Source organism: Agromyces arachidis (genome assembly GCF_052805135.1).
On sequence record NZ_JBRBDK010000004.1, the window covers coordinates 108,983 to 128,196 of the forward strand.

General features: G+C 73.6%; 23 protein-coding genes. 7 read left to right on the top strand and 16 right to left on the bottom strand.

The features are described 5' to 3' along the window. Positions 1-9: 9 nt before the first annotated feature. Complete coding sequence (gene purS, locus ACUY4T_RS07215; protein WP_446018246.1) at positions 10-345, bottom strand: phosphoribosylformylglycinamidine synthase subunit PurS; 336 nt, start codon at positions 343-345, stop codon at positions 10-12. 89 nt (positions 346-434) lie between these two features. Here purS and ACUY4T_RS07220 point away from each other — a divergent pair, with 89 nt between their 5' ends. After that, positions 435-1,718 (top strand): wax ester/triacylglycerol synthase domain-containing protein, encoded by a 1,284-nt coding sequence (locus ACUY4T_RS07220; protein ID WP_446018247.1) that lies wholly within the window; start codon positions 435-437, stop codon positions 1,716-1,718. Between the two features lie 37 nt (positions 1,719-1,755). Here ACUY4T_RS07220 and ACUY4T_RS07225 read toward each other — a convergent pair whose 3' ends face one another. From ACUY4T_RS07225 to kynA, 7 genes are all read right to left on the bottom strand, one after another. Then, positions 1,756-3,033, bottom strand: a complete 1,278-nt coding sequence (locus ACUY4T_RS07225) for an MFS transporter (RefSeq protein WP_446018248.1) — start codon at positions 3,031-3,033, stop codon at positions 1,756-1,758. Positions 3,034-3,086: 53 nt separating this feature from the next. Then, entirely contained in the window at positions 3,087-3,443 is a 357-nt protein-coding gene (locus ACUY4T_RS07230) for a hypothetical protein (protein ID WP_446018249.1), read from the bottom strand. 110 nt (positions 3,444-3,553) lie between these two features. Continuing rightward, positions 3,554-3,718: a hypothetical protein gene (locus ACUY4T_RS07235; RefSeq protein ID WP_446018250.1), complete on the bottom strand. Its 165-nt coding sequence runs from the start codon at positions 3,716-3,718 to the stop codon at positions 3,554-3,556. After that, positions 3,715-4,185: a hypothetical protein gene (locus tag ACUY4T_RS07240; RefSeq protein WP_446018251.1), complete on the bottom strand. Its 471-nt coding sequence runs from the start codon at positions 4,183-4,185 to the stop codon at positions 3,715-3,717. Before ACUY4T_RS07240 ends, ACUY4T_RS07235 begins: the two co-directional genes overlap by 4 nt. Before the next feature lie 135 nt (positions 4,186-4,320). Further along, on the bottom strand, positions 4,321-5,574 hold the full coding sequence (locus ACUY4T_RS07245) for a kynureninase (RefSeq protein WP_446018252.1): 1,254 nt from the start codon (positions 5,572-5,574) through the stop codon (positions 4,321-4,323). Between the two features lies 1 nt (position 5,575). Then, the gene (locus tag ACUY4T_RS07250) at positions 5,576-6,604 is read right to left on the bottom strand and encodes an amidohydrolase family protein (RefSeq protein ID WP_446018253.1); all 1,029 of its coding nucleotides are present in this window, start codon (positions 6,602-6,604) and stop codon (positions 5,576-5,578) included. Then, on the bottom strand, positions 6,601-7,485 hold the full coding sequence (kynA, locus tag ACUY4T_RS07255; protein ID WP_446018254.1) for a tryptophan 2,3-dioxygenase: 885 nt from the start codon (positions 7,483-7,485) through the stop codon (positions 6,601-6,603). The genes ACUY4T_RS07250 and kynA overlap by 4 nt, the downstream gene beginning before the upstream one ends. A gap of 100 nt (positions 7,486-7,585) precedes the next feature. Between kynA and ACUY4T_RS07260 the strand changes: the two genes are divergently transcribed. Beyond that, positions 7,586-7,882, top strand: a complete 297-nt coding sequence (locus ACUY4T_RS07260; RefSeq protein WP_446018255.1) for a DUF1905 domain-containing protein — start codon at positions 7,586-7,588, stop codon at positions 7,880-7,882. 97 nt (positions 7,883-7,979) lie between these two features. Beyond that, positions 7,980-8,621 carry a TetR/AcrR family transcriptional regulator gene (locus ACUY4T_RS07265; protein WP_446018256.1) on the top strand — a complete coding sequence of 214 codons (642 nt, stop codon included), beginning with the start codon at positions 7,980-7,982 and terminating at the stop codon, positions 8,619-8,621. 4 nt (positions 8,622-8,625) lie between these two features. On the opposite strand, the gene ACUY4T_RS07270 is transcribed toward ACUY4T_RS07265, so the two are convergent. From ACUY4T_RS07270 to purD, 3 genes are all read right to left on the bottom strand, one after another. Continuing rightward, positions 8,626-9,468: a VOC family protein gene (locus ACUY4T_RS07270; RefSeq protein WP_446018416.1), complete on the bottom strand. Its 843-nt coding sequence runs from the start codon at positions 9,466-9,468 to the stop codon at positions 8,626-8,628. Between the two features lie 112 nt (positions 9,469-9,580). Further along, a complete protein-coding gene (locus tag ACUY4T_RS07275) occupies positions 9,581-10,522 on the bottom strand; it encodes a phosphoribosylaminoimidazolesuccinocarboxamide synthase (RefSeq protein WP_446018257.1) in 942 nt (313 codons plus the stop codon). Between the two features lie 49 nt (positions 10,523-10,571). Next, positions 10,572-11,882 carry a phosphoribosylamine--glycine ligase gene (gene purD, locus ACUY4T_RS07280; protein ID WP_446018258.1) on the bottom strand — a complete coding sequence of 437 codons (1,311 nt, stop codon included), beginning with the start codon at positions 11,880-11,882 and terminating at the stop codon, positions 10,572-10,574. Between the two features lie 63 nt (positions 11,883-11,945). Here purD and ACUY4T_RS07285 point away from each other — a divergent pair, with 63 nt between their 5' ends. Continuing rightward, positions 11,946-12,353: a sterol carrier family protein gene (locus tag ACUY4T_RS07285; protein ID WP_446018259.1), complete on the top strand. Its 408-nt coding sequence runs from the start codon at positions 11,946-11,948 to the stop codon at positions 12,351-12,353. A gap of 44 nt (positions 12,354-12,397) precedes the next feature. After that, on the top strand, positions 12,398-12,865 hold the full coding sequence (locus tag ACUY4T_RS07290) for a hypothetical protein (protein ID WP_446018260.1): 468 nt from the start codon (positions 12,398-12,400) through the stop codon (positions 12,863-12,865). Here the strand turns inward: ACUY4T_RS07290 and ACUY4T_RS07295 are convergent. Further along, positions 12,838-13,266 carry a hypothetical protein gene (locus tag ACUY4T_RS07295; protein ID WP_446018261.1) on the bottom strand — a complete coding sequence of 143 codons (429 nt, stop codon included), beginning with the start codon at positions 13,264-13,266 and terminating at the stop codon, positions 12,838-12,840. The genes ACUY4T_RS07290 and ACUY4T_RS07295 overlap by 28 nt on opposite strands. Positions 13,267-13,330: 64 nt before the next feature. Next, a complete protein-coding gene (gene purF, locus ACUY4T_RS07300) occupies positions 13,331-14,788 on the bottom strand; it encodes an amidophosphoribosyltransferase (RefSeq protein WP_446018262.1) in 1,458 nt (485 codons plus the stop codon). 363 nt (positions 14,789-15,151) lie between these two features. Here purF and ACUY4T_RS07305 point away from each other — a divergent pair, with 363 nt between their 5' ends. After that, positions 15,152-16,105, top strand: a complete 954-nt coding sequence (locus ACUY4T_RS07305) for a trypsin-like serine peptidase (protein ID WP_446018263.1) — start codon at positions 15,152-15,154, stop codon at positions 16,103-16,105. 58 nt (positions 16,106-16,163) lie between these two features. Here ACUY4T_RS07305 and ACUY4T_RS07310 read toward each other — a convergent pair whose 3' ends face one another. Genes ACUY4T_RS07310 through ACUY4T_RS07320 form a run of 3 tightly spaced genes read right to left on the bottom strand, consistent with a single transcriptional unit; the run spans position 16,164 to position 18,032 of the window. Beyond that, the gene (locus ACUY4T_RS07310) at positions 16,164-16,895 is read right to left on the bottom strand and encodes a glutamine amidotransferase (RefSeq protein ID WP_446018264.1); all 732 of its coding nucleotides are present in this window, start codon (positions 16,893-16,895) and stop codon (positions 16,164-16,166) included. A gap of 37 nt (positions 16,896-16,932) precedes the next feature. Next, entirely contained in the window at positions 16,933-17,367 is a 435-nt protein-coding gene (locus ACUY4T_RS07315) for a hotdog fold thioesterase (RefSeq protein ID WP_446018265.1), read from the bottom strand. Between the two features lie 47 nt (positions 17,368-17,414). Next, a complete protein-coding gene (locus tag ACUY4T_RS07320) occupies positions 17,415-18,032 on the bottom strand; it encodes a zinc-binding alcohol dehydrogenase (RefSeq protein WP_446018266.1) in 618 nt (205 codons plus the stop codon). A gap of 138 nt (positions 18,033-18,170) precedes the next feature. On the opposite strand from ACUY4T_RS07320, the gene purM reads away from it, so the two are divergent. Next, complete coding sequence (gene purM / locus ACUY4T_RS07325) at positions 18,171-19,214, top strand: phosphoribosylformylglycinamidine cyclo-ligase (protein ID WP_446018417.1); 1,044 nt, start codon at positions 18,171-18,173, stop codon at positions 19,212-19,214.

Here is a 19,214-nt window from a genome sequence, read left to right on the forward strand (position 1 = left end):
GGTCGGGGGTCAGTGGGTCTCGCCGGCGGGGGCGTCGTAGCCGATGCCGTCGGATGCCTCGGGGGAGTCGGCCCGCTCCTCTGCGAGCTCGGCGTTCGACTGCTCGTAGTGGATGCCGACGACGTCCTCGATGACGGAGTTCGACAGCACGTTCTCGGCGAGCGCGATGATCTCGGCCTTGACGGCGTCGTCGACCGGGCCGTCGACGGTGAGCTCGAACCGCTTGCCCACGCGAACCCCGGAGATCGACCCGTGCCCGGTGCGGGCGAGGGCGCCGGCGACGGCCTTCCCTTGGGGGTCGAGCAGTTCGGCCTTGGGCATCACGTCGACGACGATGGTGGGCACGGCGGTGCTCCGTTCGGTGGGGACGATGTGGATGCCTCGATTCTATGCGCCGTGCGGCGGCGGCTCGTCCCCGGTCGTAGACTGCGGCCGTGGGCGCCCAGCGGATGCCGCGTGAGCGGCTCTCACCGGCCGATGCGTCGAACGTCGAGATCGACGCGACCGACCAGGTGAACGCCTTCGCGATGGTCGGCGTGCTCGGTCCGGGCGGCGTCGTCGGGGCCGGCGGCGCACTCGACGCGGCGGCGCTCCGCGCCGGTTTCGCGGATCGGCTGCACCGTGCCCCGCGACTCGCGCAGCGCGTCGTCGTCGAGCGCGGCGCGCCGACCTGGGAGTCCGTGGACGTGGACCTCGAGCGTCACGTGCGCGTGGTCGCGCCCGTCGACGGCCGCCGCGGCCTGGCGGCGCTGTGCGCCCGGCTCATGGTCACGCCGTTGGCCCCGGACCGGCCGCTCTGGGAGCTCCTCCTCGTGCCCGGGGCCGCGCCGCGCGGGGTCGGTGTCGTGCTGCGCCTGCACCACGCGATCGCCGACGGCATCGGTGCGGTGCGGCTCGTCGAACGACTGCTCGCCGAGGGGCCGGAGGCGCCCTCCGGACCCGGAGACGCCGTCGGACCCGCCGCGGCTCGTCCGGCGGGTGCCGGCTCGCCGGTCGCTCGCGCGCGGGGGATGGCGTCCGGCATCGCCCGCACGACCACGATGCTCCGCCGGGCCGTTCCGGACATCCCCCTGCTCGGACCCATCGGTCCGAACCGCGGGGTCGCGTTCCTCGACGCCGAGCTGGGTCCGGTCGCGGCCGGGGCGCGGGGCGTCGGCGCGACGGTCAACGACGCCCTGCTCGCCGCGGTCGCCCGAGGCGCCGAGGCGGCGCTGGCGGCGCGCGGTTCCCCGGTGCCGGCGGTCCTCCCGGTGAGCGTGCCGGTCGCGTTGCCCGGGCGGGGGCGCTCCGGCAACGCCGTGGGGGTCATGCTCGTGCCGCTGCCGACCGGTGAACCGGACGCGGCGACGAGGATGCGGCGCATCGCCGAGCTGACGCGCGACGGCAAGGCCGACGCCCGCGAGCGCGGCACGTTCGAGCTCACCCGCCGGCGGTCCGGTGCCCGGCTGTTCGCGCGCCTCGCCCGGCACCAGCACGCGATCGCGGCGTTCGTGACCGACGTGCCCGGCCCGCGGCATCCGCTCGCCATCGCCGGCGCGCCGCTCGAACGGGCCTGGCCGCTGACCCCGATCCAGGGGAACGTGCGCCTCGGCGTCTCCGCGCTCTCGTACGCCGGTCGCCTCGGCGTGGGCGTGCACTCGGATGCCGGGGCGGTGCCCGCCGCGGTCGTGGCCGACGCGATCCGGGCCGAGTTCGACCGGATCGCCGCGCTCGGCTGAGCCGGTCGCCCGCCCGCGGCTGCGGCCGACCGAGTCGTCAGCGCCCGGCGAGCTCGTCGCGTCGGCGGCGGCGCACGGCGACGAGCAGGACGGCTGCCGCGACCTGCAGTGCCGCGACCACCGCGACCAGCACCGGAAGGCGGTCGTACCAGAGGCCCGCGAGCGTCGCGCCCGCGAGCGCGCCGACGCCCTGGAAGACCGCGAACCATCCGTACGCGGAGCCGAGCTGGTCGCCCGGCACGAGGTCGGCGACGAGGGCCTTCACCGTCGAGTCCTGCACGCCGGTCGCGAGCCCCCAGACGATCACGCCCACGAGCACGAGCGTCAGCGAGCCGCCGAGGGCGAGTGCCGGGACGAAGGCGGTCAGCACGGGCACGGCGAACAGCACGGCCGAGCCGAGGCGGTCGTACACCCATCCCGTCGCGGGTGCGCTGATCGCTGCGGCGGCCATGCCCGCGGCGTACACGAGCGGGACGGTCGCGACGGACGCGAGGTCGGCGGCGACCAGGTGGTACGACATGATGCCGAAGCTCAGCAGCCCGAAGGTGGTCAGGGCGGCGAACGAGGCGAACAGCAGGAACGTGGTCCGCACGTGCGCCGGGACGGCGGCCAGGCCCGCGAGCCGGGCCGCGAGCGAGGGCGCGGCCTGCGCGCGCCCCGGCCGCGGGGACGGCGCGGCCGGAGCCTCGGGCGACCGGTACGCGCTCGGATCGGGCACCCGCGCCCGCAGCCACGCGAGGAGGACCATGGCGGCGGCAGCAGGCACCGCGAGGGCGAGGAACGCCGGCCAGAGGGCGCCGGTGGCCGCGGCGATGGCGGCGACGAGCAGGGGGCCGGCCAGCGCGCCGATCTGGTCGAGGAGCTTGTGCACCCCGAACCCGCGTCCGCGACCGACCGCGCCCGCGGCATCCGCGAGCAGCACGGTCTTCGCCGGCGCACGCACCGCCTTGCCCGTCCGCTCGGCGATGAGCAGCGTGCTCGCCGCGGCGAGCGAGGCCGACCCCGCCGCCGGCGCGAGCGCGAGCAGCGGCACGCTCACCGCCGTCATCGCGTACCCGATGATCGTGAACGCCCAGTAGGCGCGGGTCCGGTCGGCCCACGGCCCGGTGACGAGCCGCAGGACGAGCGCGATGGCGGTGGCGGCCCCGGTGACCGCGCCGACGAGCGCAGCGGTCGCGCCGAGTTCCTCGAGCAGCGCGCCGCCGACCGAGATGGCGCCGTCCGACACCATGTCGATGGCGAGGCTCACCAGGCCGAGCCCGACCACCATCGACCAGGGCCGCAGTCCGGGCGCGGCCGGTCGCCTGTCGCTCATCCCACCCCTTCGCCCGCTCGGCCGATCGTCGGGCCGGCGACCGGTGCCGCCGGTCAGCGGCGGAAGACGGCCCGGGCGATCGCGCCCACGCCGACCAGCAGGGCGATGCCAGCCGCTGCGGCCACGCCCAGCACGAGCGCAGGGTTCTCGCGGTACTTCTCCTCGAGCCAGTCGGACGCGTCGTCGAAGAACTCGCCGGCATCGTCGAGGGCGTCGGCCGCCACGGCCCTCGCCTGGCTGGCGGCGTCCGACACCACCGTCGCGACCTTCTCGGCCGCCTCGGTGGCGGCGGCGGTCAGTTCCTCGACCGTGCCCGCGGCGTCGTCGGCGGCGCGGTCGGCCGCGGCCTTCGCGTCGTCGATGGCGGCCTCGACGCGGTCGTCGAGCGGTTCCTGCTTCGCATCCGTCATGGAATCCGTCCCCTTCGGTCCATTGCCTGGTCGAGCCATCGTACGCGCGGCCGGGCGGCGCACGCGACGGCCGCGGCCCGCGGCATCCACGGATGCCGCAGGCCGCGCGCTCACTCGTCCGCGTCGTCCCCGTCGGCCGCCGTGTCCATCGAGGTCACGGGCTGCTTCGGGTCGGGCACGACGCGGCCCGGGTCCCCGTACGACCCGGACGCCCCGGCACCCTCGTCGGCGACCTCGGTGCCGTCGGCGCCGCCCATGCCGTGCGGGTCGCTCATCGGCGGCCCATCGATCGCACGATGGCGCCGAGCACGACCGCGATTCCCACACCTGCGGCGATCACGACGCCCGGGCGGCGCCGGTACTCCTCCTTGACCCTCTCGGTCCATTCGCCGGTCACGCGCTTGGCGTCGTCGGCGAACCGGTCGAGGTCGGCGTTCTCCGCGGCCTCCTTCAGCCGTGCGCCCGCCGTCCGCGCGGCGTCGGCTGCGGCATCGGCGGCCCTTCCGATCGGCGAGCCCGAGGTGCCGCCGACCGAGTCGACGGCCTCGCGGTCGCCGCTGTCCCGGTCCTCTCCCGGACCGGCCGGTGCGGCCGTCGCCGTGCCGGTCGCTGTCGACGAAGTCGCAGGCCGACCGGCCGGCTCCGCGCCGGCGGGCGGCGTGGGCGGCATGGTGCTCGAGGCGGTGGCCGCGGCTCCGGTGGCCTCGCCGGCGTCGGTGCGTGTCGTCTTCTCGTCGCTCATGCTCGTCGCTCCTTCGGGTCCGGGCACCCCGCGGACACGGGGCGCCACCGCAGCAGTCTCGCCCGAGATGCGGCCGAGGTCGAGGCCGTTGACAGGCCGCGCGGAGCCGCCTAGCGGCGGCCGCCGGAGCCCCGGTCAGCCCAGTCCGGCGCGCTCGGAGAGGACGGTGCGCAGCACGTCCCGCGTGGCCGCGAGCCCGCGGTGCACCTCCTGGAAGCTCGTCGAGAGCGGCGCCAGCCCGACGCGGAGGCCCCCCACGTCGCGGTAGTCGGGGATCACGTCGCGCTGCCAGAGACGGGCCGTGACCTCGCGCATGGCCTCGTGCTGGAGCAGCACGTGGCCGCCGCGCTCCTCCGGGTCGCGCGGCGTGCCGACCGAGACGCCGAGCGGCGCGAGCCAGTCGTCGGCGAGGTCGATCGCGAACCGGGTCAGCGCGATCGACTTGGCGCGGATCTCGGGCATCCCGGTCTCCTCGATCATGTTCAGCGTCTCGCGCATCGCGATCATCGCCGAGATCGGCGACGTGCCGCTGACGAATCGACGGATGCCGCTGGCGGGCACGTACTCCGGACCCATCGCGAACAGGTCGGCCGTGCCGAACCAGCCTTGGATCGGCTGCCGGAGCACCCCGTGCAGGTCGTCGCGCACGTAGGCGAAGGCGGGCGAGCCGGGACCGCCGTTGAGGTACTTGTAGGTGCAGCCGACCGCCAGGTCGAAGTCCCACCGGTCGGCGTGCACGGGCACCGAACCGGCCGAGTGGCAGAGGTCCCACAGCACCAGGGCGCCGGAGTCGTGCGCGATGCGCGTGAGCTCCGGCGCATCGGCGAGGTACGCCGAGCGGTACGAGACGTGGTTCAGCACCACGAGGGCCGTGTGCGGCCCGACCGCCCTGGCGAGCTGTTCCGAGGTCACGCCGCGGGTGAGGTCGACGTCGATCCAGCGGATGCGGCATCCGGTCTCGTTCGCGATGCCCTCGAGCACGTACCGGTCGGTGGGGAAGTTGTCGCGGTCCACGACGATCTCGCGGCGCTGGGGGTCGCGGGCCAGCTGCGCGTCGACCGCGGCGCGGGCGAGCTTGTAGATGAGGACCGTGGTCGAATCGCCGATGACCGTCTGGCCCGCCTTCGCCTCGATGACGGCACGGCCGATCTGGTCGCCGATCTCGTAGGGCAGCTGCAGCCACGACTCGTCCCAGCCGCGGATGAGTCGCCCGCCCCACTCCTCGCGCATGAAGGCGGCCACCCGGTCGATCGCCGAGGCGGGCGGGCGGCCGAGCGAGTTGCCGTCGAAGTAGACGAGATCGGTGTCGGCGCCGACGAAGCGCGCGCGGTGGTGCGCCAGGCCGTCGGAGCGGTCCATGCGCCGGGCGTAGGCGAGTCGGGAATCCATGTCAGCGGGGCTCCAGTTCCTCGATGGGGACGATGCGGGCGGTCGTGAGCCAGGCGGCGAACCGGTCCGGATCGACGGGGTCGAACGCGGGGGCCGGGTCCGGGACGAAGGTCGCGATGCCGGCGTCGGTCCAGCCCGGGCTCCGCTCGGGCCAGGGGTCGGTGAGCGCGGCGATCACCTCGGATGCCGTGAGCCCGGCGCGGACGAGCGCGGCGACCTCGGCGGCGTTCACGCCGGCGGCGAGGTCCCCGTTGCCGAGGTCGGTGCCGTACAGCACGCGGCCGCCGGCGGCGTGGAACCGCCGGACGTTGTCGATGGCGACCTCCGCGGCGGGGCCGCCGTCGCGCACGTGGATCGCCAGGGTGGAGATCCACGCCTGGGTCGCCGCCGCGCGCGCGACGAGGTCGTCGTCGAGTCGTTCGGAGAACGGCGCGTGCACGAGCACGTCCACCCCGGCGTCGATGGCGAGCCCGGCCATGCCCGCGCCTTCGGCGTGGGCCGCCACCGGCACCCCGCGCGCGTGCGCCGTGGCGACGATCGCGTCGAGCGTCGGCGGGTCGAGGACCGGTCCCGCTTCGGCGTTCAGGGCGACCTTGACCACCGACGCCCCGAACCGCACCTGCTCGTCGACCGCGGCCTCGACGGGATCCGCGAGCGCGCGATGCCGGCGCTCGCGGTCGCGCTGCGCGGCGGAGCGGCCCTCGACCGGCGGCAGCTCCCTCACGCTGCCCACGGGCGCCCACGGCCGCGTCGACGGGTACCCGCCGATCGCGGTGAGGAACGCGCCCGCGTACCGCACCCGCGGCAACCCGTCGGTGCCGGCGATCGAGGCGATCGCCCCGGGATCGGCCCCGAGGTCGACGACCGCCGCGATCCCGCCCCGCACCGCGGCGTCGGCCTCGGCCAGCTGCAGGTGCACGTGGTGGTCGACGAGCGGCGGGAGCATGGTCCCCGTCCGGCCGGGGTGGTCGCCGTTCATCGAGCGTCGGACGGAGCTCGCGAGCGGCCCGAGGCCCGACCGGCGCATCATCCCGGGATCTCGGTGCGGACCGCGTAGAGCTCGGGGAAGAAGGTGAGCTCCAGCGCGCGGCGGAGGAACGGCGCGCCGCTCGACCCGCCCGTGCCGGTCTTCGAGCCGATGATGCGCTCCACGGTCTTGAGGTGGCGGAACCGCCAGAGCTGGAAGTTGTCCTCGAGGTCGACCAGCTCCTCGCAGGTCTCGTACGCCGACCAGTTCGCGTCGGGGTCGGCGTAGATCGCCGCGAACACGGGCACGAGCGCCGGGCGGAAGGTCCAGGCCTGCGTCACGTCGCGCGCGAGCACGTCGGCGGGGATGTCGTAGCCCGCTCGGGCGAGCAGACGCAGGAACTCGTCGTACACGCTCGGCGACTCGAGGGCGTGGCGCAGGATCGCCGTGGCCGCGGCATCCCCCTCGAAGACCTGCATCATCTTCGCGTTCTTGTTGCCGAGCACGAACTCGACGGCGCGGTACTGATAGGACTGGAAGCCGCTGGCGTTGCCGAGCACCCCGCGGAACTGCGCGTACTCGCTCGGGGTGAGGGTCGCGAGCACCGACCACTGCTCGGTCAGCGTCTTCTGGATGTGCTTGACCCGGGCGATGCACTTCAGCGCCGGGGCGAGCTCATCGGCGCGCAGCAGGTCGCGCGCGGTCTCGAGCTCGTGCAGCACGAGCTTCAGCCACAGTTCGGTGGTCTGGTGCTGGATGATGAAGAGCAGCTCGTCGTGGTGCTCGGGCCGGGAGATCGGTCGCTGCGCCGAGAGCAGCGTGTCGAGGTCGAGGTACCCGCCGTAGCTCATCCGATCGCTGAAGTCGGTGACGACGGATGACTCGATCCGGCGGGTGTTCGCCTCGACGCCCTCGTCGACGTGCTGCTCGTCGTGTGCTGCCACCCGGCCAGCCTAGCCAGCCGGGGGTGCCGACCGTCAGGGCTGCCGGCCGGGCCGGCGTCCGGTCCCCCGGACGCGATCGGCGCCGGGTAGGGTCGGCGCCATGGGCGAGGAGTACCGCTTCACGAGCGAGGTCTACCGCTGGGACGAACGCCAGAGCGACTCCTGGTACTTCGTCGACGTGCCGGAGGAGGAGTCCGACGAGATCCGCGACCGCCCGCGGATGCCCCGCGGCTTCGGATCGGTCCGCGTCGAGGTCACGATCGGCGGCACCACCTGGCGTACGTCGATCTTCCCCGGCCGCGAGCGCTACGCCCTCCCGTTGAAGAAGTCGGTCCGCGCGGCCGAGGGGATCGAGCCCGGCGAGCCGGTCGAGGTCCTGATCCGCACGCTCGAATGACCGCCGCACCCGCGAGGGCGAGGCCCCGGTCCGGACGCCCCGCTCTGGGGGCACAAGGGCCCGCCGTCCGCCGTGTGCGGGAGCGTAGATTGAGCCCGTGGAACCGACCGTCACCATGCGCCGGGACGCTCGCCGCAACCGCGAGCGACTCCTCGTCGAGGCCAAGCGCCTCTTCGCCGAGCGCGGCATCGACGCTCCGCTCGACGAGCTCGCCAGCCGGGCCGAGGTCGGGGCCGGCACCCTCTACCGCCACTTCCCGTCCCGCGACGCGCTGATCCGCGCACTCTACGACGACGGCATCGAGGAGTTGCAGTCGCACGCCTCGGAGATCCTCGCCGCCGACAGTGCATGGGAGTCCGTCGAGCGCTGGCTCGAGACGCTCTCCGGCTGGCTCGCCGAGCGGCCCTACGTCCCGGGCGTGCTGCGCCGGATGGGCGAGCTCGACCCGGACCATCGGCCCGGGATGGAGTTCCAGGCGCTGCTCGACGGCATCGTCGAGCGGGCTCAGGCCGAGGGCGCCCTGCGCCCGGATGTCACGGCCGTCGACCTCGGCGTGCTCGTCGACATGCTCGGCTCGCTCGGCCAGTACGGCGGCGCCTACCTCCCCTACTGGCGGCGGCAGCTGACGATCGTGCTCGACGGCATCAGGGCCAGGCCCGACGCGACGCCGTTGCCCGGGGCCGCGCTGGAGTTCGGCGCGTTCCACGACATGTCGCACCGCAAGCGCGCGGCCGACTGACGGGTCACTCCGCGGCGCGCACCTCGACGAGGTTCGACCACGGGTCGTCGAAGGCGATGGTGCGGCCGTCGTCGCGCAGCGCGACGCGGTGGTGCGCCATCCGTTCGCCGAGTTCGCCGAGCTCGTCGGCGCCCGGCACCACGATCTCGACCTTGCCGAGGCCGAGGGCGAGCTGCCGACGGCCCGCACCGCGACTCCGCCAGGTGTTCATCGCCATGTGGTGGTGGTACCCGCCCGCCGAGACGAAGAGCGCCTGGTCGCCGTAGGCGGCGGTCTCGTCGAAGCCGAGGCGCCGCACGTAGAACTCCCGGGCCGCGCCGACGTCGCCGACGGAGAGGTGCACGTGCCCGACGCCGGCGGAGCCGAGGCCGGTGCCGGCGGCCGCGGCCTCGGCCGCGCGGTCGGTGAGGTGGTCGCGCAGGTAGGCGTTCGGGTCGAGGCCGATCGTTGCCATCTCGACCGTGCCGTGGGTCCACGACCAGGTGGACCGGTCGCGGTCGAAGTACAGCTCGACGCCGTTGCCCTCGGGGTCGTCGAAGTAGAACGCCTCGCTCACGAGGTGGTCGGCGCTGCCGGTGAAGCGGCCCGGATGCTTCGAGGCGACGGACAGCAGCGCCGCCGCGAGGGCCTCGCGCGTGTCGAACAGGATCGCGGTGTGGAACAGGCCGGCGCTGCGCGGCGAGGCGTGCTGCAGTTCGGGGGCGTGCTCGAGGATGATCGCGGGCGTCCCGGCGCGGCCGAGCACGGCGACGTCGCCGTCGTGGCGCAGCAGCTCGAGCGTGACGCCGTCCCGGTAGTAGCGGATCATCGCGTCGAGGTCGGCGACGCGCAGCGTCACCGGCCCCATGGCGGTGTCCGCGGCGAGGCGGTCGGTCGAGGCGGGCCGTTCGGCCGGGTCGGGCAGATCAGTTGTCGTCACAACTATTCCAACTCGTGCGATGCGCGCGCTATTCCGCGCCTCAGGGCTCCCGGGTCAGGCGCTCGACCAGCGCCCGGTAGCGCTCCGCGGTCTGCTCCACGATCTCGGCGGGCAGCGTGGGCGGACCGCCGAGCGAGCGATCCCAGTTCGCCGCCAGCCAGTCGCGCACGATCTGCTTGTCGAAGCTCGCCATGCGCACCTCGGGCGTCGGCCCGGTGAGGTACGCCTCGAGGTCCCAGTACCGGCTCGAATCGCTCGTCAGCACCTCGTCGGCGAGGGTCACGATCCCGAGCTCGCGATCGGCGCCGAACTCGAACTTGGTGTCGGCGAGGATCAGCCCGCGCTCCTCGGCGACCTCCGACGCGTGCGCGAACACCTCGAGCGAGATCGCCCGGAGCTGCTCGGCGACGGTCTCGCCGACGAGCTCGACCGTGCGCTCGTAGGTGATGTTCTCGTCGTGCCGGCCGAGCGGGGCCTTCCACGCGGGCGTGTAGATCGGCGCCGGCAGCCGGTCGCCGTCGGCGAGCCCCTCGGGCAGCGTGATGCCGCCCACGGCGCCCGTTTCGACGTACTCGCGGTACCCGCCGCCCGTGAGGTAGCCGCGCACGACGCACTCGACGGGGAACATGTCGAGGGTCCGGCACAGCATGGCGCGATCGGCGACCTGCGCCGGGACCGCAGGCAGGTCGTGGTACCGGTCGTCCTCGGCGTACGCGAGGTGATTCGGCACCGCGGGCAGGCGGTCGAACCACCACCGCGTGAGCGCCGTCAGCACGGCGCCCTTGCCCGGGATCTCGGGCTCGAGGACCTCGTCGAACGCGCTGACCCGGTCGCTGGCGACCACCAGCACGACCGGAGACAGCGAGAGCGGGTCGCCCGTCCAGGTGTCGTCGTCGGTCATCGAGGCGGTGGGTACGTAGAGGTCGCGCACCTTGCCCGAGTACACGAGCGTCCACCCGGGGAGGTCGATCACGTGGGTCATCCCGTCTCCTTCTCGTCGTCGGGTCCGTCCTCGGGCCGGCGACTGCTGATCAGTCCGCGACGCGGGCCGCGATGTCGGTGCGGTACTGGCCGCCGTCGAGGCGGAGGTGCCCCACCGCCTCGTAGGCGCGCCGACGGGCCTCGGCGAAGTCGCCGCCCACGGCCACCACGTTCAGCACCCGCCCGCCGGTGGCGATGAGGTGGGGCTCGGCGTCGTCTGCGGTCGAGCCCACGGCGGTCGCGGCGTGCGCGAGGTGCACCCCGGGCACGGATGCCGCGGCCTCGAGTCCGTCGATGCGTCGTCCCGTCTCGGGGGACTCGGGGTAGCCCTCGCTCGCGAGCACGACCGTCACGGCGGCGTCGGGCCGGAACTCGGGACGCGGCTGCTCGGACAGCCGGCCCGTCGCGGCCGCGTACAGCAGCCCGGAGAGCGGGGTCGCGAGGCGCGGGAGCACCACCTGGGTCTCGGGGTCGCCGAACCGCGCGTTGAACTCGATCACCCGGATGCCGCGGCTGGTCAGGATGAGCCCCGCGTAGAGCAGGCCGATGAACGGCGTCTGCTCCTCGTCGAGCCGGCGGATGGTGGGCAGCGCGATGGTCTCGATGACCTCGTCGACGAACGCCTCCTCGCTGCCGAAGCGCTCGTCGAGCCAGGGCAGCGGCGAGTAGGCGCCCATGCCGCCCGTGTTCGGGCCCTCGTCGCCGTCGCGCAGCCGCTTGTAGTCCTGGGCGGGGGAGAGCGGCAGCACCGTCGCGCCGTCGGAGAGGAGGAAGAGCGAGACCTCCTGGCCGTCGAGGAACTCCTCGACGAGCACCGGCCCCTGCTGCAGGTAGTGCGACGCGTGGGCGAGCGCGGCCTCGCGGTCCTCCGTGACGAGCACGCCCTTGCCCGCCGCCAGGCCGTCGGCCTTCACGACGTACGGGGCGCCGATCTCGTCGAGGGCGGCGACGACCTTGGGCAGCGAGTCGACGAGCTCGGCACGGCCGGTCGGGACGCCGGCGCCCTCCATCACGCGCTTGGCGAAGGTCTTGGAGCCCTCGAGCTGCGCGGCCGCGCGACCCGGGCCGAACGCGGCGATGCCGCGCGTGCGAAGGGCATCGGCGACGCCGGCGACGAGCGGCGCCTCCGGGCCGATGACCACGAGCTCGATGTCGTTGTCCATGGCGTAGTCGGCGACGACGACGGGGTCGGTCGGGTCGAGCGCGATGGTCTCGACGCTGCCGCGGGCCGACGACGTGTGGGACGCCGCGATGCCCGCGTTGCCCGGGGCGGCCACGATCTCGTGCCCGGCCTCCTCGTCGAGCAGGGCGAGGATGATGGCGTGCTCGCGCGCGCCCGAACCGAGGACGAGGATTCTCACCCCGTCAGGCTACCGGAGCGCTCCGTTCGCGACACGGGCCCCGGCGTGCGGGAGGATGGGGGCATGGCACGCGCGAGGATCGGGGACGACGTCGGACGGGCTGCCCTGGGGGTGGTCGTCCGCGTCGGCGGCGACGACCTCGCGGCGGGGGAGGCGCCGGCGATCGACCGGACGACGCTGGCGCTCGCGGTGCGGTACACGCTGCAGCTGCTGGCCGAGCAGGCGCCGGGCGGCTCCGTCGAGGTGCGCGTCCCGCCCCACGGCGCCGTCCAGTGCGTCGAAGGACCGCGGCACACGCGCGGCACCCCGCCGAACGTCGTCGAGACGGATGCCGCGACCTGGCTCGCACTCGCGACGGGCCGGCTCGACTGGGATGCCGCTCGCGCGACCGGGCGCGTCCACGCCTCGGGCCAGCGGGCCGACCTGACGGGCGTCGTGCCGGTCATCGACGCAGCGCGCCTCAGCGTCTAGCCCGCGCCCGCCGGTCCCCGGGCCGCGTGGGGGAGAATGGGTGCGTGACCGATGCGCCCGAACGACGAGACCCGCACGACCCCGAGCGCGACGCCGCGGCGGAGCCGGCCGTGCCCGAGGCGTCCGTCGACCGCGTCGAGGCGTCGGATGACACCCACCCGAAGGTCGAACGGATGGACCTCGACCCGGAGGCGCCGGGCGAGCACCTCGAGACCGAGGTGACCAGCGACGCCGTGACCGTGCGCCGTGCGCCGCGGTACCCCGCGTTCATCCTCGCCGGTGTGGCGCTCGGCGTCCTGGTCGCACTCGTCCTGACGTTCGCCTTCCCCGAGAACGCGGAGTTCGACCGCGGGCAGGTCTTCGGCTTCCTGCTGCTCTGGTCGGGCGCCATCGGCGCAGCGCTCGGCGGCGCCGTGGCGCTCCTCGTCGACCGCTCGCTCGCGCGTCGCGGTCGCGGCGCGGTCGCCGAGCACGAGGCCACCCACTACGTCGAGGACGACCCCTCGACCTGACCCGATCCCCGGGTCGCGCCGAGCAGACGCGCGAACTCGGCGACGCTCCCGTCGGCGAGTTCGAGCTCGGCGCGACGCAGCACCGGCCGCCAGGTCCCGGACCGATCGAGGGCGAGCACGACGGGCAGGCCGGTGTCGGCGATCACGGCCAGCGCCGCGGCATCCGTCACCTCGTTGCGATGAGCGAGAGCGAACGGCACCCCCAGGCGGTCCACCATGGCGTCCCACTCGGGCTTGCGGTGCCAGGTGTGGGTGATGTCGCAGAGCGCGCACTCCCTGCGCCCGAGCAGGTGGCCGATCACGTAGGCGACCTCGCCGACGAGGCCGCCGTCGGCGTCGTACACGCCGAGGTAGCCGGCCGGCGCGATCGCACGGGCGGCATCGTCGGTCGTCCTGCTCACCATCGCATGGTCGCAGCGCTCGCCGAACGGCGGCTGGGCGACGGCCGTGCCCCGGCTGCGAGGCTCAGCTGAGCTGGGTGCGCTCGACCCAGTCGAGGTACTCGGGCGTCACCGTGCCGGTGACGTACTCGCCGGTGAAGCACGACAGGTCGAGCTCGCCGATGCCGGTGCCCTCGGTGATCGCGGCCTGCAGGTCGGGGACCTCCTGGTAGATCATGTGGTCGGCGTCCAGCTCGCGGGCGATCTCGGGGATCCGGCGGCCGTGCGCGATGAGCTCGGCACGGCTCGGCATGTTGATGCCGTACACGTGCGGGTACCGGACCGGCGGGGCGGCGGAGGTGAACGTGACCTTGTTCGCCCCGGCGGCCCTGGCCATCTCGACGATCTCCTTCGAGGTCGTGCCGCGCACGATGGAGTCGTCGACGATGAGGACGTTCTTGCCCTTGAACTCGGTGCCCATCGCGTTGAGCTTCTGGCGCACCGACCGCTTGCGCTGGGCCTGCCCGGGCATGATGAACGTGCGGCCGACGTAGCGGTTCTTGTAGAAGCCCTCGCGGTACTCGATGCCGAGCTTCTGCGCGACCTGCATGGCGGCGGGCCGCGACGAGTCGGGGATGGGCATGACCACGTCGACGTCGCCGTGGTCCATGTGCGTCGCGATCGTGTTCGCGAGCCGATCGCCCATGCGCAGGCGCGCCTCGTAGACCGAGATGCCGTTCATGATCGAGTCGGGCCGGGCGAGGTAGACGTACTCGAAGGAGCACGGCACGAGGCGCGGGTTCGCGGCGCACTGGCGCGAGATCATCCGGCCGTCGAGCGTGATGAAGACCGCCTCGCCGGGCTCGACGTCGCGGACGATCTCGTAGTCGCCGTTCTCGAGCACGAGCGACTCGGAGGCGACGATCCACTCGTCCTTGCCGCCCTCGGTCGTGCGCTTGCCGAGGATCAGGGGGCGGATGCCGAAGGGGTCGCGGAAGGCGAGCAGGCCGTAGCCGGCGATCATGGCGATGACCGCGTACGAGCCCTCGACGCGCTCGTGCACGTGCGACACGGCGGTGAAGACCTGGTCGGGGTCGAGCTCGAGGCTGGTGATCTGGCCCTGCAGCTCGGTGGCCAGCACGTTGAGCAGCATCTCGGTGTCGCTCGTCGAGTTGACGTGCCGGCGGTCGATGCGGAAGAGGTCTTCCGAGAGCTCGCGGGTGTTCGTGAGGTTGCCGTTGTGCACGAGGATGATGCCGTACGGCGCGTTGACGTAGAACGGCTGCGCCTCCTCCTCGCGCTCGGCGGCGCCCTTCGTGGTGTACCGGACGTGCCCGAGTCCCATGTTCCCGAGGAGCGAGCGCATGTCGCGGGTGCGGAACGCCTCGCGCACCTGGCCGCGGGCCTTGTGCATGTGGAACACGGGTCCGTCGGCGGTGGCGATGCCCGTGGAGTCCTGTCCGCGGTGCTGCAGGAGGAGGAGGCTGTCGTAGATCTGCTGGTTGGCGGGCTCGGTGGAGACGATGCCGACGATGCCGCACATGCGCGCGATGGCTCCTCGTGGGGGTGGGTGGTGGTCCGAGGTGGACGATCAATCCTCCCACACGCGCGCGTGTGAGCCGGCAGAGCGGCAGTCGCTGCTCACCTGCGCATCGACCGCACTGCGTGCGCGGGCGGGATGGCCCGGGACGGCCGTTGCCCAATCGATGAGGATAACCCCGCGTCGCCCGATGGTGGGCAAAGACTTCGGTTCCGTGCGGATGTTCGTCGGTCTCCACGAACGTGTGTCCGGGGTCTCCCCCGGACTGGGGCCGTCTGTCAGGCTTCCCCGCATTCCGATCACCACGGGCTCCGGGATCGACTTGGGGGATCCCGGCCGCCGACTCGAAGAAAGGACGTTCCGTCCATGAAGCTCACCTCGTTCCGCGCCGCCCTCACCGGCGCGGCACTCGTCGCGTGCGGCCTGCTGGCCGTGCCGACGGCGGCGTCGGCCGCCCCGCCCGCCACGCCTCCCGGCGTCGACCAGCGCGCGGTCCCCGCGGCCGAGGCGGCCGCGGCCGCCGACTACTGGACCCCGGAGCGCATGCGCTCGGCGACGCCCGCCGACGTGCTGCTCGCCGGCAAGTCGGCGTCCACGCCCGCCGCCGACGTCGCCGCGGGCGCGCCGGTGACCTACGGCAAGCCGGTGCGCGGTGGAGAGCCCATCACGCCGATGGCCGCGAGCGAAGCGCCCGTGTCGAACATCGGCAAGGTCTTCTTCACCCTCAGCGGACGCAACTACGTCTGCTCGGGCAACTCGGTGAGCGCCGCGAACGCGAGCCTCGTCGCCACCGCCGCGCACTGCGTGCACAGCGGCAAGGCGAAGTACGCCACCAACTGGGTGTTCGTGCCGGCCTACCTCAACGGTGCCGCGCCGTACGGCAAGTGGACGGCGACGAAGCTGCTCGCTCCCACCCAGTGGACCAAGGGCGGCGACATCACCTACGACACCGCCTTCGCGAAGGTCGGCCCGCTCAACGGCCAGACGCTCGCCGCCGCCGTCGGCGCCACGCCGATCGCCTTCAACCAGGCGCGCGGCCTCGCCTACGACGCGTTCGGCTACCCTGCCGCCGCGCCGTTCGACGGACAGAGCCTCAAGTCGTGCTCGGGCACCGCGACCCCCGACCCCTACGGCCAGACGCAGTCCCAGGGCATCCCCTGCGACATGACCGGCGGCTCCTCGGGCGGACCCTGGTTCCTCTCCTCCGGGGCGCAGAACTCGGTGAACAGCTTCGGCTACAACAACATCCCGAACGTGATGTTCGGGCCGTACTACGGCTCGGTCGCGCAGGCGACCTACTCGACCGCCGCAGCGAGCTGACCCGCTGAGACCGGAGCGCCCCGCACCCATCGGTGCGGGGCGCTTCGTCGTGGGCGCGCTACCGCGCGTGCAGGTCGACGAAGTTGCGCAGCATCCGGCTCGGCTCGGACACGATCGCGCGCCGCGCGGAGGCCAGCGTGATCTCGAGCTCGTCGGGCGGGAAGTAGCCGTAGCTCGCGTAGGCGTGGATGCGGAGGGTGATCCCCTCGAGGTCGAGCTCCGGATGGAACTGCGTCGCGTACACGTTGGCGCCCACCCGGAACATCTGGACCGGGCACGTGGGCGAGGAGCCCAGCAGCGTCGCCGACGGGGGGAGGTCGCGGATCCCCTCCTTGTGGCCCACGAAGGCGTTGAACGTCGCCGGAAGGCCGTCGAGCAGCGGGTCGGCAGCTCCCGCGTCGCTCAGCGTGACCGGGACCACGCCGATCGCCTCGCCGAACGTGCGGTCGATCACCGCGCCCTGGTGGGCGCCCAGCGTGCCGACGCCGTAGCACGCGCCGAGGAACGGGAAGTCGCGGGCGACGACCTCGTCGAGCAGCGCGGCGAACTCTGCCTCGACCCGATGCTGCACCGCCGACTTGCGTTCGGGCGGGTCGGAGGCGTTGAACGGGCCGCCGCCGACGAAGATCCCCGACAGCCCGTCGAGGTCCAGCTGCGGCATCGGGCCGGCCTCGAGCCGGATCCGGATCAGCTCGCGCTCGTCGAGCCCGGTGCCGCGAAGGAAGGCGGCGTACTCCTCATCAGCGGGACGGTCCTCGGCCCGCGTCGCCAGGAGGACGAACGGCTTCACGGCTCAACGATAGCCGCGCGGGCGGCGCGGCATCGGCTCAGTACTGCGACGGCGTCGCGAGCACGGCGAGGGTGCAGCGCGACACGCACACGAGGCGTCCCTGCTCGTCCGTGATGCGGATGTCCCACACCTGCGTCGTGCGCCCCCGCGTGATCGGGCGCGCCTCCCCGTACACCCAGCCCTCGGACACGGGCCGCACGTGGTTGGCGTTGATCTCCATGCCCACGCAGTAGGACTGCGCGGGGTCGACGGTGAACGACGCCCCCCAGCTCGCCAGGGTCTCGGCGAGGGCGACGGAGGCGCCGCCGTGCAGCACGCCCGCGGGCTGGCGGGTACGCTCGTCGACCGGCATCCGGCCCTTCAGCGAGTCCTCCGTCAGCTCGGTCATCTCGATGCCGAGGGTGCGGATCATCGCGTGCTCGCTGCGGGAGTTCGCCCACTCGAGGGAGGGCTCGCCGAACCAGATGCTCATGCGCACGAGTCTGCCACGGGGCTCCGCGCGGGCCCCGCGCGGGCGGTTCAGGCGAGCTCGGCGATGATCGGGTGGATCGCGTCGTCGAAGGCCGCGGCATCCGCCCTGAGGTGGTCGGTCACCGCCACGGTCCGGCGGCCGATCCACCAGACGCCGGATGCCGCGAGCGGCAGCACCTCGACGTTCAGCTCGAACGAGTGCGCGCGCCGCCCCACCTCGCGCTCGTGTTCGGCGATCGTGCCCGCGTAGGCGCGGTAGGTGTCGCCGGAGCGCGCCGCCGAGGCCGTGCGGTACCGCTCGTGCGCCCAGTCGGCCCACGACAGCGCCGCCTCCGCGTGCGGTCGGATCGCCGCGGCGAGCGCCTCGGCCCCGGAGACCGGCAGCGCGACCGCGGTGCCGTACTCCTCGACGAGTTCGAGCGGCACCGGCGACGGATGCTCCTCCGGCTCGACCGTCATCGCCCACCACTCGCGCCACTGCTTCTCGAGCGCGTCGTGCGCGTCGACGTCGCGCGGACCGTCGGGTCCGACCCGGCCGATGTCGCGCAGGCGCGGGAACTCGGCCGGCGACGCGACCCCGAGCACCTCGCGCAGGTAGAGGGCGAGCAGCACCCCGGTGCTCGCATTCTCGCGAATCACCCACGATGGCGTGGCACCCGCGCGCATGTCCGGATTCTACCTCCGCGGGCCGTGCGGACGCCCGGAGGCGCGCGCCGCCACCGGTACCCTTGTCGGGTGAGCGCCAACTCGTCCTACGCCGCGGCCGGAGTCGACACCGCCGCCGGCGACCTCGCCGTCGAGCTGATGAAGGAGTCGGTGGCGAAGACCCACGGGCCGAACGTGCTCGGCGGCGTCGGCGGCTTCGCCGGCCTCTACGACCTCTCGTTCGCGAAGGACTACCGTCGGCCCCTCCTCGCGACCTCGACCGACGGCGTCGGAACGAAGATCGCGATCGCGCAGGTGCTCGACGTGCACGACACCATCGGCCAGGACCTCGTCGGCATGGTCGTCGACGACATCGTCGTGGTCGGCGCGACGCCCCTGTTCATGACCGACTACATCGCCTGCGGCAAGGTCGTGCCCGAGCGCATCGCCGCGATCGTCACCGGCATCGCCCGGGCGTGCGCCGAGACCGGCACGGCGCTCGTCGGCGGCGAGACGGCCGAGCATCCGGGCCTCATGGGCGTCGACGACTACGACGTCGCCGGCGCGGCGGTGGGCGTGGTCGAGGCCGACCGGGCCCTCGGCGCCGAGCGGGTCGTCGACGGCGACGCGGTGATCGCGATCGAGTCGAGCGGGCTGCACTCCAACGGCTACTCGCTCGTCCGCCGCATCCTGGCCGATGCGAACCTCGCCTACACGGATGCCGCGGCCGACCTCGGCACGACCTGGGGCGAGGCGCTGCTCGAGCCGACCCGCCTGTACGCGGGGCCGCTCGTGCGCCTGCTCGGCCACGAGGCGCTCGGGGGAGTGGTCCACTCCCTCTCCCACGTGACGGGCGGCGGCATCGCGGCGAACCTCGCCCGGGTGCTGCCCCGCGGCACGTGGGTCGAGGTCGACCGCTCGACGTGGTCGCCGCAGCCGGTGTTCCGCGTGCTGAACGACCTGGCCGGCACCACGCTCGAGTCGACCGAGGGCACGTGGAACCTCGGTATCGGCTTCTTCGCCGTCGTGGCGGGGGAGTCCGCTGCATCCGTCATCGCCGAGCTCGATGCGCTGGGCCTGCGCGCCTGGCAGGTCGGCACGGTCGTCGCCGGCGCCCCCGACGCGGCGGCCCCCGGCTGGGAGCAGGGCGCGAAGGGCGTCGACGGCGGCGCCGTCCGGCTCGTCGGGGCGTACGCGGACTGA

What these genes read in the sequence shown, in the direction of transcription:
- ACUY4T_RS07225 (WP_446018248.1), bottom strand. Translation starts at nt 3,033, where the DNA reads ATGAGCGACAGGCGACCGGCCGCGCCCGGACTGCGGCCCTGGTCGATG.
- ACUY4T_RS07230 (WP_446018249.1), bottom strand. Translation starts at nt 3,443, where the DNA reads ATGACGGATGCGAAGCAGGAACCGCTCGACGACCGCGTCGAGGCCGCC.
- ACUY4T_RS07235 (WP_446018250.1), bottom strand. Translation starts at nt 3,718, where the DNA reads ATGAGCGACCCGCACGGCATGGGCGGCGCCGACGGCACCGAGGTCGCC.
- ACUY4T_RS07240 (WP_446018251.1), bottom strand. Translation starts at nt 4,185, where the DNA reads ATGAGCGACGAGAAGACGACACGCACCGACGCCGGCGAGGCCACCGGA.
- ACUY4T_RS07245 (WP_446018252.1), bottom strand. Translation starts at nt 5,574, where the DNA reads ATGGATTCCCGACTCGCCTACGCCCGGCGCATGGACCGCTCCGACGGC.
- ACUY4T_RS07250 (WP_446018253.1), bottom strand. Translation starts at nt 6,604, where the DNA reads ATGATGCGCCGGTCGGGCCTCGGGCCGCTCGCGAGCTCCGTCCGACGC.
- ACUY4T_RS07260 (WP_446018255.1), top strand. Translation starts at nt 7,586, where the DNA reads ATGGGCGAGGAGTACCGCTTCACGAGCGAGGTCTACCGCTGGGACGAA.
- ACUY4T_RS07270 (WP_446018416.1), bottom strand. Translation starts at nt 9,468, where the DNA reads ATGGGGCCGGTGACGCTGCGCGTCGCCGACCTCGACGCGATGATCCGC.
- ACUY4T_RS07275 (WP_446018257.1), bottom strand. Translation starts at nt 10,522, where the DNA reads ATGACCCACGTGATCGACCTCCCCGGGTGGACGCTCGTGTACTCGGGC.
- ACUY4T_RS07285 (WP_446018259.1), top strand. Translation starts at nt 11,946, where the DNA reads ATGGCACGCGCGAGGATCGGGGACGACGTCGGACGGGCTGCCCTGGGG.
- purF (WP_446018262.1), bottom strand. Translation starts at nt 14,788, where the DNA reads ATGTGCGGCATCGTCGGCATCGTCTCCACCGAGCCCGCCAACCAGCAG.
- ACUY4T_RS07305 (WP_446018263.1), top strand. Translation starts at nt 15,152, where the DNA reads ATGAAGCTCACCTCGTTCCGCGCCGCCCTCACCGGCGCGGCACTCGTC.
- ACUY4T_RS07315 (WP_446018265.1), bottom strand. Translation starts at nt 17,367, where the DNA reads ATGAGCATCTGGTTCGGCGAGCCCTCCCTCGAGTGGGCGAACTCCCGC.
- ACUY4T_RS07320 (WP_446018266.1), bottom strand. Translation starts at nt 18,032, where the DNA reads ATGCGCGCGGGTGCCACGCCATCGTGGGTGATTCGCGAGAATGCGAGC.
- purM (WP_446018417.1), top strand. Translation starts at nt 18,171, where the DNA reads ATGAAGGAGTCGGTGGCGAAGACCCACGGGCCGAACGTGCTCGGCGGC.